The 13,889-nt window shown below is 50.7% G+C and carries 13 protein-coding genes; 5 read left to right on the forward strand and 8 right to left on the reverse strand.

The features are described from left to right. Positions 1 to 4 precede the first annotated feature (4 nt). From P2G88_RS12920 to P2G88_RS12945, 6 genes are all read right to left on the reverse strand, one after another. The gene (locus P2G88_RS12920) at positions 5 to 1,195 is read right to left on the reverse strand and encodes a topoisomerase IV (RefSeq protein ID WP_275796616.1); all 1,191 of its coding nucleotides are present in this window, start codon (positions 1,193 to 1,195) and stop codon (positions 5 to 7) included. 11 nt (positions 1,196 to 1,206) lie between these two features. Beyond that, positions 1,207 to 1,647, reverse strand: a complete 441-nt coding sequence (locus tag P2G88_RS12925; protein WP_275796618.1) for a phosphate ABC transporter substrate-binding protein — start codon at positions 1,645 to 1,647, stop codon at positions 1,207 to 1,209. A gap of 165 nt (positions 1,648 to 1,812) precedes the next feature. Further along, positions 1,813 to 2,277 carry a DUF3299 domain-containing protein gene (locus tag P2G88_RS12930; protein WP_275796619.1) on the reverse strand — a complete coding sequence of 155 codons (465 nt, stop codon included), beginning with the start codon at positions 2,275 to 2,277 and terminating at the stop codon, positions 1,813 to 1,815. A 4-nt stretch (positions 2,278 to 2,281) separates the two neighbouring features. Next, complete coding sequence (locus P2G88_RS12935) at positions 2,282 to 3,505, reverse strand: MFS transporter (protein ID WP_275796621.1); 1,224 nt, start codon at positions 3,503 to 3,505, stop codon at positions 2,282 to 2,284. Positions 3,506 to 3,596: 91 nt separating this feature from the next. Beyond that, positions 3,597 to 4,145 carry an inorganic diphosphatase gene (gene ppa, locus P2G88_RS12940; protein ID WP_275796623.1) on the reverse strand — a complete coding sequence of 183 codons (549 nt, stop codon included), beginning with the start codon at positions 4,143 to 4,145 and terminating at the stop codon, positions 3,597 to 3,599. Positions 4,146 to 4,255: 110 nt separating this feature from the next. Then, complete coding sequence (locus tag P2G88_RS12945; protein ID WP_275796625.1) at positions 4,256 to 6,088, reverse strand: DUF885 domain-containing protein; 1,833 nt, start codon at positions 6,086 to 6,088, stop codon at positions 4,256 to 4,258. A 348-nt stretch (positions 6,089 to 6,436) separates the two neighbouring features. Here P2G88_RS12945 and P2G88_RS12950 point away from each other — a divergent pair, with 348 nt between their 5' ends. Further along, on the forward strand, positions 6,437 to 8,431 hold the full coding sequence (locus tag P2G88_RS12950; RefSeq protein WP_275796627.1) for a sodium-translocating pyrophosphatase: 1,995 nt from the start codon (positions 6,437 to 6,439) through the stop codon (positions 8,429 to 8,431). Between the two features lie 106 nt (positions 8,432 to 8,537). Beyond that, positions 8,538 to 9,353: a transporter substrate-binding domain-containing protein gene (locus tag P2G88_RS12955; protein WP_275796629.1), complete on the forward strand. Its 816-nt coding sequence runs from the start codon at positions 8,538 to 8,540 to the stop codon at positions 9,351 to 9,353. A 10-nt stretch (positions 9,354 to 9,363) separates the two neighbouring features. Here P2G88_RS12955 and tmpT read toward each other — a convergent pair whose 3' ends face one another. Next, on the reverse strand, positions 9,364 to 10,002 hold the full coding sequence (gene tmpT / locus P2G88_RS12960) for a thiopurine S-methyltransferase (protein ID WP_275796631.1): 639 nt from the start codon (positions 10,000 to 10,002) through the stop codon (positions 9,364 to 9,366). 165 nt (positions 10,003 to 10,167) lie between these two features. Between tmpT and P2G88_RS12965 the strand changes: the two genes are divergently transcribed. Further along, positions 10,168 to 10,485 (forward strand): YebG family protein, encoded by a 318-nt coding sequence (locus P2G88_RS12965; protein WP_275796633.1) that lies wholly within the window; start codon positions 10,168 to 10,170, stop codon positions 10,483 to 10,485. Positions 10,486 to 10,533: 48 nt separating this feature from the next. On the opposite strand, the gene P2G88_RS12970 is transcribed toward P2G88_RS12965, so the two are convergent. Then, positions 10,534 to 11,505 (reverse strand): class 1 fructose-bisphosphatase, encoded by a 972-nt coding sequence (locus P2G88_RS12970; RefSeq protein ID WP_275796635.1) that lies wholly within the window; start codon positions 11,503 to 11,505, stop codon positions 10,534 to 10,536. Positions 11,506 to 11,679: 174 nt separating this feature from the next. Here P2G88_RS12970 and mpl point away from each other — a divergent pair, with 174 nt between their 5' ends. Beyond that, complete coding sequence (mpl, locus tag P2G88_RS12975) at positions 11,680 to 13,038, forward strand: UDP-N-acetylmuramate:L-alanyl-gamma-D-glutamyl-meso-diaminopimelate ligase (RefSeq protein WP_275796637.1); 1,359 nt, start codon at positions 11,680 to 11,682, stop codon at positions 13,036 to 13,038. Then, a complete protein-coding gene (locus P2G88_RS12980) occupies positions 13,028 to 13,648 on the forward strand; it encodes a flavin prenyltransferase UbiX (RefSeq protein ID WP_275796639.1) in 621 nt (206 codons plus the stop codon). The genes mpl and P2G88_RS12980 overlap by 11 nt, the downstream gene beginning before the upstream one ends. The last annotated feature ends 241 nt before the right edge of the window (positions 13,649 to 13,889 follow it).

The following is a 13,889-nucleotide window of genomic DNA, read 5'->3' on the forward strand; positions in this document are numbered from 1 at the left end:
AAAATTAGAAAGTATAATTGGCACCAAAACGAACCAGCGTTGCATCTTGTGCCGCATTTAGGTTGCTTTCATACCAGGTGATATCTGCTTTTAGTGCTAAGCCGAACATCAGATCATAGCGCAAGCCCAGATTGACAGCTTCGGTGTCATCCCGCTGTCCTAGCAACAGGCCTGTAGCCCCCTGTTTCAGACCAGAGCCTGCCCAGGCTGCATCTAAAGCCGGATTACCGGTATTAATAACAAAAGGTAAACCATTCGCTAATGCCAGGCCTTGTTTATTTTCATCGGCTTCATACACCTCATAGGTGATGTGCGGGGTAAACTTCCCTAGTCGCATACCGGCAGTCACATACCAGGCATCCTGATTTTCAGAAATCAAGCCATCGTCCAACTCGATGCGCGTAAATTCAGCCCCTACGAACCAATCAAAAGCATCGTAATCCAAGGCGATTTCTGAAAATGTTCCGCTTTCATCGGTAGTATCTATTTGTTCAGCCAAAAGCGCAGTATTTGGCAAAATTGGTGAGAACTGATTGAGACCATCAAGCAGAGGATCAAGAGCTTGCGCGCTGATGCTGACTTTGCCAACGGCGCGTAGTGCCCTGGCAGAAAACCCATCGCGACTGGCAGAGGCGGAAATGGCCAGGATATTTTTAATTTCCAGTTCGGCGCTTTGGCCCGCGATATTCACATCTGAGGTATTACTGCCGCCCACCAGCTGAATGTTGTAGTCCCAGTCACCCACATTGCTTTGATGATCGAAGCGAATACCGTCAACGTTATTAAATGGTACGTCATAAACGGAAGAGGGCGGCGCAATCCAATGATAGGAATAGCCAACATCCAGCGATGCTGAATATTTAAATAACGGCAGGCGCAGACGGCCACCACTTAAACTGCTCTGCTCGCTGAGGTTGTAGGTAAAATAGGCCCACTCAAATTTGGCGTCATAGTCTTCTGAGCCGCGACCAAGCAGCTGGGCGGTGGCGGAAAGCTCGGGACTAATTTGAGAACGTACTTGAATGGCTACCAGACTGTTGGGTGTGAATCCTAAATCCCCATCGTATTCATAAACGCTGTCTTCGTCATTGGTGGTCATGCCGCCGATGAAATTGGCAAAACCATTGATCTGGATTTCTGCTGCGGCAGGGAAAGCCAATACGGTGGCGAGTGCGATATAGCTTAGTCTTTTCATGTATTGCTCTCCTAGTTGATGGTCATCACTTTTACGCTGCCGTCTACCGCGGCTCTATCTACGTAGCCAATAGCATTGGGATTGGAGCTTATTTCTTTGAGCATTTCGGCGTCTGAGCCTACCTCTTTAGGAGGCATACCTTTTCCGGTAAAGATCTGTTGTGACCAAAACGCCGATACTTGCGTGGTCGAGCGGCCCAAATACTGTTGGTCAAATGCTTCCCGGTTGCCCTGAGAACTCACCAAGTTAAGAGGTTCGGCTTTAGTGCCATCGGCAAACGACTTGGTCTTGCCGGTAAAAAGGCGTTCAACATCCTTGGCGGAGAGCGAGTTGTTATTGCTCGGATGAGCAATAATGGCAATGTCTGCGCGTAGTGCAGGCGCAAATACAATGCCAGCAGTGAAAACCAGTGACAGGCATCCTTGCAGCGAGCGAAAACGTGATAGCTTCATTCAGATGATCCTTTTGCAGGAGAAATTATTGTGCATCAAAAGCTTACCTAGTCATGTCAAAAGCTAGATTAGCCTTCACCAAGTTTCCAGAAAAAAATCAAAAGCAGCTTGCTGCGTCGTTAGTTGTCCCTCCTTTTTGTAAGCTCGAATCATCAGATGGCTTGGTTAGCCCTCATAAGGCTCAACCTTAATCCCTTTAAGGCGATAGCCCACGGTGGCAATATCTCCGCTCCAACCTTGCGTAGATAAAGTGCCGGTGATCCAAACCGCATCGTAGAGATTGTCAATCAAAGCGCCTTTTTCAAACTGCACATAGACAATCTGGTTGGCCGGTGGTGGCGGCACGTGGATGCAAGCACCGAAGTAGGGCACCAACAGAAATTCTGTCAGGGTCTTATCATCTCCTTCTAATGGCACTACAAAACCTGGGATCCTTACTTCCAAGCCATCTAACTCCTTCACTATCGGAGCATTGGGTGAAATCTGCGCCATATTGCTACCATCATGTAGGACGGACTGTTCTGGCATCACGAAGTCTTGTGGGGCGAGGTCTTCCCAATAAAGCTCTTTGGGCGCAGCCATGGAGGTAAGTGGTAGCAGAAACAGGCACAGGGATAACAACTTTTTCATCTATTCACACCTTGGATGATTCAGGAATAAGATTTGGCTGATTGGCCCAACCAAAAGGATTTTTACGCACTTCATTGCCGGGTTGAGGGATAGCCGGAATATTCAATGACAGTAGCAAAGAGCAACAGGCAAAGCCTGCGCCGATAAAAAATACCAAACTGGGGGAGGTTAGCCACACCACGCCGAGGAGCGCGGGGATAATCACCGCTGCGATATGGTTGATGCTAAAGCTGACGCTGGCGGTGGCGGCAATGTCCTTGGGATCGGCAATCTTCTGCAAATAGGTTTTCATGGCAATTGCCAAGGCGAACAGCAGATGATCGACCACATAGAGCGCGGCACCCAAGCGGGCATCTTCCACTATACCGTAACTGACAAACAGCAATATTAAACCACAGTATTCAAATACCAGTGCACTGCGTTCGCCGACGCGGGCAATCCAACGCCCGATAGCCGGAGCAAACAACAGATTGAACACATAATTAAGCATAAACAGCAGGCTGATTTCGCCTACCGTATAGCCAAATTTTTCCACCATCATAAACGCGGCGAAGACAATAAAAATCTGCCTCCTGGCGCCGCTAAAGAAGGTCAGGCAGTAGTAAAGCCAGTACCGCCTGCGTAACAGTAAATGCTTGTGTTGCAAGCTCGGCTGCTCAAAGCGGGGGAAGAACACCCATAAGAAGATGACCACCAGCAGACCGGCACCACCAGCGAGCATATACATGGCGTTAAAGCCGATGCCGACATACTCCATTAGTACCCAAATAGCGCCATAGGCCAGCAACGAGGCGCAGCTTCTAACCGCCAACTGACGCCCCATAAAAGCAGGGGCATACTCTTTTTTTAGCCACTGCAGGGTTAATGATTGATTGATGGTTTCAAAGTAGTGAAAGCCGATGGACATCAGCACCGTGGTGGCATAGAGCCCAATCTCGAAGGGAAACCAGCCAGTGATGGCCACGCCCACCGACAACAGAGCTAAAGACAGCAAGGCAAAGGTCTGTTCCTTTAGCACCAGCAATAGAAAAACTGCTGTAAAGGCGAGAAATCCTGGTACTTCGCGAAGGCTTTGCAGTAGACCGATCTGGGCGCCGTTGAAATTTGCTGCTTCGATTACAAAGTTATTCAGCAGCGCATTCCACACCGAGAACGTGAGCGGCATGACAAATGCCATTGCCAAAAGCAAATATTGGGGATTGTGGCGAATGTGCTGCAACGTTTTCAAAGGCAGTCTCCGTGCAAGACGGCATCTATTGTACCATTTTAAGGCAGAGCATTTGCCCATAAAAAAAGCCGGCTGTCGCCGGCTTTATGCATTAGAACGCAGGTTTGTCTGGCGCGTCGTTGTAACGCTTCACGCTGGACATAATTTCTTCTTTGGCTTCGGCAGCATTGGCCCACTTATCAATCTTGACCCACTTGTTGGGTTCCAGATCTTTATAGTGCTCGAAGAAGTGCTCGATTTGCTTAAGCAGCAACTCTGGGACCTGATCAATTTCGGTAATACCACGATAGATGGTGGAGAGTTTGTCTGCCGGTACGGCCAAGACTTTAGCATCGGCGCCAGACTCGTCAGTCATCTTCAGTACACCCACCGGACGGCAGCGGATTACAGAGCCGGCCAGCAGTGGGAAAGGTGTGATCACCAGCACATCAACCGGGTCGCCGTCTTCAGACAGAGTATGAGGCACATAACCGTAGTTGGTGGGGTAGTGCATACAAGTGGCCATAAAGCGGTCAACGAAAATGGCGCCGGATTCTTTGTCCACTTCATACTTTACCGGGTCCGAGTGGGCCGGGATTTCGATAATTACATTGATTTCTTCTGGCAGGTTCTTGCCAGCAGGCACGGCATTCAAGCTCATCGCGCAATCCTTAATGGTGAAAAAACGGGTGCGCGGATTATAGCGGTCAGTTGGCGAAGATAAAACCAGCGGCGGGCGAAAACCCGCCGCTTAAGGCCTAATATACCCAATTATTGAGCAACAGCGGCACCATTCCCGCCAGCACTGTCTATCCATTGCTGCACTTTTCTTTCCAGCAATGGCATGGGCAGCGGACCATCCAGCAGCACCAAGTCATGGAAGTGCTTGATATCGAAGCGATCACCCAGCTTGCTCTGTGCCATGTCACGCAGCTCCTGGAGCTTCAACTGCCCCGTTTTATAAGCCAGGGCCTGACCAGGCATGACCATATAACGCTCCACTTCGGCGGTCACATCGGACTCCACCATGGTCGAGTTATCCATCATATAGGCAATGGCTTGCTCACGGGTCCAGCCCTTGTGATGCAACCCGGTATCCACCACTAAACGCATGGCGCGGAACAGCTCAGCATTGAGTTTACCGAAATACTGGTAGGGATCGGTGAAAAAGCCCAAATCCTTACCCAGGCTCTCTGCGTACAAGGCCCAGCCTTCGGCGTACACGGTGTAGAAGTTCTGGGTGCGGATTTTCGGTAACCCTTTAATCTCATTTTGCAGGCTTAGCTGGAAATGATGGCCGGGCACGGCTTCATGAATAGACAGTGTCTCGGTGCCGTATTTAGGCTGCCCCTTAAGATTGAAGGTGTTGGCGAAAAAGACACCCGGACGCGAGCCGTCTGCGGCCGCTGGAATATAGGAAGCGCCAGGCGCTGACTTGGCTTGTGCTTCCGGATAGGCTCTAAGCACATAGTCGGCTTTAGGAATGGTGCTGAACAGTTTGCTGACCAGTGGGGCCATCTTTTCTTTGAGTTCGGTGTAAGCGTTAAGCACATCATCCGGCGATTCAAAATAAAACTTGGGATCGGTTTCCAGATAAGTAAAGAATTCTTCCAGGCTGCCCTTGAAGCCCACCTCTTTGGCTACGGTACGCATTTCATCGTGGATGCGGGCCACTTCATTGAGACCGGTTTGATGAATTTGTTCGGCGGTCAGGGGCAAGGTGGTATTGACCTTGATCATATACTCATACCAGGCCTTACCCCCCGGCATGCCCGCCAGGCCGTGGCTTTCACGGGCCTTGGGCAAATACTCATTTTGCAGGAAGTCGGCCATTCGCTTAAAGGCTGGCGTCATACGCTTTTCAATCAGTGCCAGATAGGCTTTTTCGAGCTTGGCTTTTTCTTCTGCGCTGAGCTTTTCGCCAGCGTTATTGAGCGGACCCATTAATGGGCTTTGGCTGGGGTCATCAATGACTTGCGCCTGCATCTGCGGGATCATCGACTTCACTACCGGCTTGGGTTGGACCACGCCTTGTTTGATGCCCTCGCGCATATTGATGATGGCCTGATCCATCCACACAACAAAACCTTCGGCTCGCTTGAGGAAGTTTTCAAAGTCCTGGGCGTTGTTAAACGGCTGTGCGCTCAGGCCTGAACCCAGTTGCACAAAGAAGTTATGGGGGCTGAAAATAAATTGATTCAGAGGTAATAGCTGGAAAGGGATTTCGCTGCCTTCAAGGTTGCTCTTCAGATTATTTTCGAAGATGTCGTAAGTATAAATATCCTGACCCTGCAGTTTACTCTTATCAATTTTCTTCAGTGCAGCCAGATACTTCTTATCAATATCCACCCCTTCCTGAATAAAGGTTTCAGTCAGACTGTTGGGCCACAGATGATTAAATCTGTTGTCACCAAAAAACATGGCATTGATGGGGTTACGTGGCAAAGTCTCTTCGATGTACTGATCTGTCAGGGTTGTGAGTTTGACGCTTTCGCTTTGTTCAGCGGCAACTATAGCCTGAGGTGAAGTGGTGTTTTCTGCGCTGATCGCCAGCATCGGAGAGAATGCGCCGCATAGGGCCAGAGCGACTAGAGTCTTTTTCATTCTGTGCGTTCCTGATTGGGGCCGACCAAGGTCAGCAAGTTTTTTACCCGCTTACGTTAACGGAAATGGCGTTGCAGAAAAGTCCCCAAGTGTTAGGGAATGTAAATGAGGTGGAGCAGCCACCTTGCATTAAAAATATGCAATTTGCACAAATAGCAGGCTGACATAATGGCAGGGCGGGGTTATAGTCACTAAGCATTCTTGAAATTTACTAACGAAAACAAAGGGGTAAGACTGCCTCTGGTGTGGTAATGGCAGCGATATCAAACCCGTCGTTGATGGGCAGGCTTGGTATAGACCCCGGGCGCAATAAGCGTCAGTAACATTGATGTAACTTCAGGGGAAAACATGACTGAATATTTTTACTTGCCGCCATTACTGGGCCTGCTTGGCCTGGTCTTTGCCTTTATTATTTATGCGCTAATCAAGCGCATTCCTGTGACCAATAAAGCCATCGGTGCCATTGCCGATCAAATCCATCTGGGGGCCATGGTCTTCATGCATCGTGAATATAAGATGCTGTTTACCTTTGCCCTGGCTCTGGGCATCGCGCTGTATTTTGCGCTAGGTCCTGACACGACACTCGCATTTGCAGTAGGTGCCATTTGTTCCGCGTTAGCCGGGTATATCGGCATGTTTACTGCCACCAAAGCCAATGTGCGCACCACCCAGGCCGCTCACGATAAAGGCGCGGCAGAGGCACTATCCGTGGCCTTTATGGGTGGCTCCATTATGGGACTTTGTGTGGCCAGCATGGGATTGTTGGGTTTGGGTATGCTGTATTGGTTTTTTGGTGGCGACCCCGAAACCGCCCATGTAATTCATGGCTTTGGTATGGGCGCTTCAGTAGTGGCACTATTTTCGCGGGTGGGCGGTGGTATTTTTACCAAGAGCGCCGATGTGGGTGCCGATTTGGTGGGTAAGGTTGAAGCCGGGATCCCCGAGGATGATCCTCGCAACCCTGGCGTGATTGCCGACAACGTCGGTGACAATGTGGGTGACGTTGCCGGTATGGGTTCGGATATTTTCGAATCCTATTGTGGCTCCATGATTGCCACTATCGCCATCGCCTCCACTATGGTGGTCGGTGCCTTGGGCAGCAGAGAATCACTGATGTTTCTGCCCCTGGCGTTGGCCTCTACCGGTCTGCTTTGCTCGGTATTAGGCATTCTGCTGGTCAAAGTGATGTCCGGCAGTAAGCCCGATGTAGCACTTCGTGCCGGTACCATGTCGGCTGCCCTTATCTTTATTATCGCAGCTTATTTCGTGATCCAGCAGGTGGGTATTGCCACTGAAGTCTGGTGGTCAGTATTAACAGGCGCGCTGGGCGGTATTATCATCGGTCTGGTCACTGAGTATTACACCGCCTCCTCTCCGATTCGCAAAATTGCCAAGGCCGGTGAAACCGGTCCCGCTACTGTGATGATCACCGGTTTGTCCGTGGGGATGCAGTCGGTGGTGGTCCCAGTGCTGACCATTTGCGCCATCATCTACTTCTCTACCACTTTATCCGGCCTGTATGGTGTTGGTATTGCCGCAGTCGGCATGCTGGCCACTGTGGGTATTACCATGGCTATAGATGCCTATGGCCCGGTAGCAGACAATGCCGGGGGTATTGCCGAGATGGGCGGTCTGGGCAAAGAAACCCGCGCCATTACCGATTCGTTGGATGAGCTGGGTAACACCACTGCAGCCATTGGTAAAGGGTTTGCAATTGGTGCAGCGGCGCTGGCGGCATTGGCCATTATTGCCGCTTTTGTGGAAACCATGAGCAATCGCTATGACCACTTCACCTTACACTTAGGCGATCCCATCGTATTGGTAGGATTGTTTATTGGTGGCATCCTGCCGTTTTTGATTGCCTCAATCACCATGACTGCAGTGGGCGATGCGGCATTCGATATGATCCAGGAAATTCGCCGTCAGTTCCGCGAAATAAAAGGGCTGATGGAAGGAACCGCGCAGCCTGATACCGCGCGGTGTGTAGATATCGCCACGCAAGCCGCGTTGAAGAAAATGATTTTGCCCGGCGTGCTGGCAGTAGCCGTACCACCCATCGTTGGTTTTGGATTGGGCCCCCACGCTTTAGGCGGGATGCTCGGTGGAGCGCTACTTGGCTGTGTGCTGCTGGCGCTGATGATGGCCAATGCCGGGGGCGCCTGGGACAATGCCAAAAAATTCGTGGAAAAAGGCAACTATGGCGGTAAGGGCTCTGCAGTTCATGCGGCTGCCGTCGTCGGCGATACCGTAGGCGATCCTTTTAAAGATACCTCCGGCCCCTCCATGAACATTCTGATCAATGTGATGGCCATTGTCAGTTTGGTTATCGCGCCCCTTCTATAAGCAAAATAGGCGCCTGCGGGCGCCTTTTCTCACTGGTCAGACACCCTGAATAAGCATATGCTTTAGAAGCAGCTTTTGGTGCATCAGTGGTTGTTAAAGGTAGCCAATGTTCAAAGTCGTCGTTTGCATTTTGATCTTAGCCAGCTTCAGTGCCTGGGCGGATGAAGGTAAACGCACTTTCCTGATCGGTATTCAGGAACGCCCTCTCTATCGCGAGAAGAGTCCATCCGGTGAATGGTCGGGCATCGATATCGATATCGTCCAAGCAGTCTTCGCACAAAGCCCCTTTCAGTTTGAGTTGGTGGAATCGCCATGGCAACGGATCCTCAAAGAAGTGGAGTTGGGCGCGTATGATATGGCTTTGTCTGCAGCCAAAACGCCCGAGCGTGAACGTTATGCAAGATTTTCTACCGTGCCTTTTCGCCAGGGGCACAATATGTTGTTTGTGGGCACGGAACATCTGCAGGCCCTGCAAAACATTACTCAGCTGTCGGATCTAAAAGGACGAAAATTTAAATTGGGCGTGCTTCGTGGGATTTCCTATTCGGATGAGTTTGACCAATTGAGCAATCAATCCTGGTTTAAGCAGAGCCTGGTGGTACTGGATCAGGCTGACCGTTTACCGCAGATGTTGTTGCTTGGCAGGATAGAGGGGTACCTGGACTCAGAATACGGAGGTCAGCAAAGGGTCAACACCCACAGTGAATATGCCGGCAAGATCAAAGCACTGGCTTATATGACAACGGAGCAAGAGGCACAGACATTCCTGATGTTCTCAAAGCTTTCTGTCAGTGAGGAGGACGTTGCTGTCTTTGACGCGGCTTTGGCGCAAATTCGGGAGCTTGGCATTCTCGAGCAGATACTCAATCACAGAATTGCCATCCGTCCTGCAGAGAGTGTAAAGCTCTCTAGTGCACCCTAAAAGTTAGGTGTCACTTTGACGCTAATAGCCATACGCATTCCCTGGCAGGGCATTTTCCTTTCAGACCACCAGGCACTTCCTTAGCCGCCAGTTGTTGTAATTGGTAGTTTGGCTGGTAATGAGCAGTGATTTCTTTTTCTGTCACCGAAAACGGGGGCCCTGGCATCAGACGTTGATCGTACTCGAAGCTGATCAGCAACATGGGGGCTCTTGCGGTTAGTGCCATTAAGTGAGTTGTGTATTGCAGGCGCATAGATTCGGGCAGAGCCACCATCGCTGCCCGGTCGTAGATTGCATCCACGTGGCCCAAGGTTTGCGCCTGCATAGCAAAAAAGTCACCTACGTAGATATCCAGATTTTCGGCTCTGTAGTGCTTTCCCTTTGACCATTCTGATATCGTCGGTGTCACTCCTAACTCGGCAAAGAGTTGCTGGATAGCGATTTCGCTTAACTCAGCGCCTACGACCTTAAGGTCTTGGGCCAGTAACCAGGTAATATCCAGTGTTTTGCCGCATAAGGGCAAAAATATGCGCTCGCCTTTGTTCAGGTTCAGGGAACTGAAATGCTCAACCAGCATAGGATTGGCTTCACTGCCGTGAAAGCCGATTTCGTTGCTTGCCCAGCGTTGATGCCAAAAACTCGCGTCCATCACTGTTCTCTGCTTAGCTGTATTTTTGGCGACTATATCTAAGCCCTGTTTTGTATCCAAGCGGGAAATCCAAAAGGCTAATCGTTGGGAATACCTCAAATATACTGTACATAAAAACAGTTGTCGTGGTAGCCTGATTTCAATTCATACCAAGGGGAGCAAACGATGGCCGTAATCACAAAATATGTTGTGGAGCACAAAGGGGTGGAGAAGCTGGTGACGACAGATAAGAAAGAGGCAGACCAGTACGACAAGATGCTGGAGGTGGCTGATAATCTGGCCGACTATATCCAGGGTAAAGGTTTAGGGCTGGATGAGCAGACCCTGGAAACGCTCTCTATCCTGCTGTCTCAGAACAAAGACCAGGTATCCAAACTGTTCAAAGGAGCCAATGCGGCAGAATTGCTGGCCGAAGAACCGCAAAATGAAGCTGAAGCCGCAGCCGATAATCAAGTAGTGAAACTGGCCAAGAAAAAGGCCTGAAAAGACAGTGAATAGGGTGTCGCCGGCATTGCCGACGACACCTTTTTATTAGTCTTTGTAGTAACCGACGCAAGCATTCACTTCATCGGCAGAACCCAGCAGTACTGGTACCCGCTGGTGGATGTCGGTGGGCATCACTTCCAGAATACGGCCATGGCCAGTGGATGCACCGCCACCGGCCTGTTCCATCAAAAAGGCCATGGGATTGGCTTCATACATCAGTCGCAGCTTACCGGGTTTCTTGGCTTCACGATTGTCCCAGGGATAAGCAAAGATGCCGCCACGGCATAGCACGCGGTGAATATCACCGACCATGGCTGCCACCCAGCGCATATTGTAGTTTTTGCCACGGGGTCCCTGGTCGCCTGCCAAAAGATCAGCCACATACTGTTGCATACAGGGCTCCCAGTGACGCTGGTTGGAGGTATTGATGGCAAATTCCTGGGTTTCTTTGGGCACCTGTACATTGCCCCGAGTCAGCAGGAAACCGCCGTGGGTTTTATCCAGCGTATACAGATGGGTACCACGGCCGGTGGTCATGGCCAGCATGGTGGAGGGACCGTATAGAACGTAGCCCGCCGCCACTTGCTGGGTACCGGGCTGCAAAAAGGCGGAAGGATCGCTTGGCTCCATCCATTGCGGTGCATGGAAAATAGAGAAAATGGTACCGATCAGGCTGTTAATGTCGGTGTTGGATGAGCCATCCAGCGGATCGAAGCTGACCAGGTACTTACCTTCGGGGTTACAGCCGATCACATTGTCTTCTTCTTCAGAGGAAATGGCTTTTACGTACCCGGACTCGGAAAGAATGTCTTTGAGGATCTGGTTAGAGATCACATCCAGCTTTTTCTGGCGTTCACCCTGCACATTGTCACTCAGGGTCGAGCCCAGCACACCGGCTAACGCGCCCTGGCTGACCCGGAAGGAAATCTCTTTGCAGGCCGCCAGCAGTGTGCGGATCAGCAGGATTAACTCTAGGGGGCAGCCGTCTTCTTGTAATTGGGTATTGAGTCGTTTCATAAGGGCATGGACCTTTGCTATGTCGGTGACCGACTAAGTTGTTATTTGTAGGGTATTTTTATTATTCGCCTATTGTATCCAATTCCACCGGGACTGTCCCGCATGCGGTAGTCCTGGCCTGAGTTGACGTACTTCTGATAGTCTTTGCCACAGTTTATTTCTGTAGTTTTTTCTATGCATATTCATATTCTTGGTATCTGTGGCACCTTTATGGGGGGGATTGCCGCCCTGGCCAAAGCTCTGGGTCACAAAGTCACCGGCTCCGATGCCAATGTCTATCCGCCCATGAGCACGCAATTAGAAACGCTCGGTATTGAGCTTTTTCAGGGCTTCGACCCGGTGCAATTTGCCGAGCAGCCGGATTTGGTGGTGATCGGCAATGCCATGAGTCGAGGCAATCCGGCAGTCGAATATGTGCTGGAGCGCGGTTTGTATTACACCAGCGGCCCGCAGTGGTTATTGGAAAATCTGCTTAAAGATCGCTGGGTGCTGGCGGTATCCGGTACCCATGGTAAAACCACCACCTCCAGTATGCTGGCCTGGATCTTGGAATATGCCGGTTTGAAGCCGGGTTTTTTGATTGGCGGTATTCCCGAAAATTTCGGTATTTCTGCGGCGTTGGGTGAATCCCCCTTTTTCGTGATCGAAGCCGATGAATACGACAGTGCCTTTTTCGATAAGCGTTCTAAGTTTGTGCACTATCGTCCACGCACATTAATCCTCAACAACCTTGAGTTTGATCACGCCGATATCTTCGATGACTTGGCGGCTATCCAAAAGCAATTCCATCACCTTATTCGTATGGTGCCAGGCAATGGTTTGATATTGAGCCCGGCGGAGGATCAGCCTTTGCAGCAAGTGCTGGCCAAAGGTTGCTGGACCCCGTTTGAGCAAACCGGTAAAGACTGGCAAGTGGAGAAAGTGACGGCTGATGGCTCGGCTTTTAATGTGCTGTTACAGGGCGAAAACCTTGGTCAGGTAAAATGGGGTTTACTCGGCGATCACAATACGCAAAACGCGCTGATGGCAATAGCCGCTGCCCGCCATGCTGGTGTACCGCCTGCGGTAGCCATCGAGGCGTTGGCCAGTTTTCAAAACGTTAAACGGCGTATGGAAGTCAAAGGTAAGGTGGCGGATATCACTCTGTACGATGATTTTGCCCATCATCCTACCGCCATTGCCACGACCTTAGGCGGTCTTCGCGCCAGGGTTGGCAAGGAGCGCATCCTGGCCATTCTGGAGCCGCGCTCCAATACCATGAAAATGGGCGTACATAAGGATACCCTGGTGAACTCTTGGCAGGCTGCCGATTCGGCATTGGTGTTTGAGCCGGACAATCTGCCATGGTCTATGCAGGATCTGGTGGCGGGCAGTCAGGTACCCTCAACCTGCCATAAAGACTTGCAGGACCTAATCAATACAGCAGTGGCGCAAGCCAAGCCCGGCGACCATATTTTGGTGATGAGTAACGGTGGTTTTGGTGGCATTCATCAGAAACTGCTCTCGGCCCTGGAGCAAAAATATGGCCTTTAAAGGACAAATAACACTGGCAATTACCGGCGCTTCCGGTGCGCCTTATGCCCTGCGACTGCTCGAGATATTGGTCAAAGCCGAGTATCAGGTTTTTGTGTTGATTTCTTCTGCCGCACGGGTGGTGCTGGCTACCGAGGAAAATTTGCAGATCCCCGCAAATCCCCAGTCGGCCACCGAATGGCTACAAGAACGTTATCAGGCCAAGGCCGAGCAAATCCGGGTATTTGGTAAGGATGAATGGTTCTCGCCGGTAGCCTCAGGCTCGGCGGCACCCAAGCAAATGGTGGTCTGTCCCTGCTCCACCGGCACCTTGTCGGCCATCGCCGTAGGTGCCAGCGATAACCTGATTGAGCGGGCCGCCGATGTGGTGATTAAAGAGCGCGGCCAGCTGATCCTGGTGCCAAGGGAAATGCCCCTATCCAGTATTCATTTGGAAAATATGCTTAAACTCTCCAATTTGGGCGTCACCATTATGCCCGCCAGCCCAGGCTTTTATCACAATCCGCAGTCCATTCAGGATTTAGTGGATTTTGTGGTGGCCCGTATTCTGGACCACCTGGGGTTGGATCAGGATTTAATGGCGCGCTGGGGGTATCAGCGAAAACGTTGAATTAGATCTAGGCTCAATAAGCATTGAGCAGATTCTCTTCTAAATTGATCGGTATTTTAGTAGACCCAGTCTAGCAAAAACGCTAAAGAACTTACCTTTAAACAAGAGTCTAAATCTGGGCGCTGGGGGATCCCCTCATAATTCAGGTCTCCCCAGCGTGTGGACCAGACGAGAATATTCGTGTAAAGCCCAGAGTAGACGTTGCTCAGAGATAAGATAGTTAGGCCGTTTCCTGACCTCC

It is taken from the genome of Aliiglaciecola sp. CAU 1673, assembly GCF_029223185.1.
Taxonomy (GTDB): domain Bacteria; phylum Pseudomonadota; class Gammaproteobacteria; order Enterobacterales; family Alteromonadaceae; genus Bowmanella.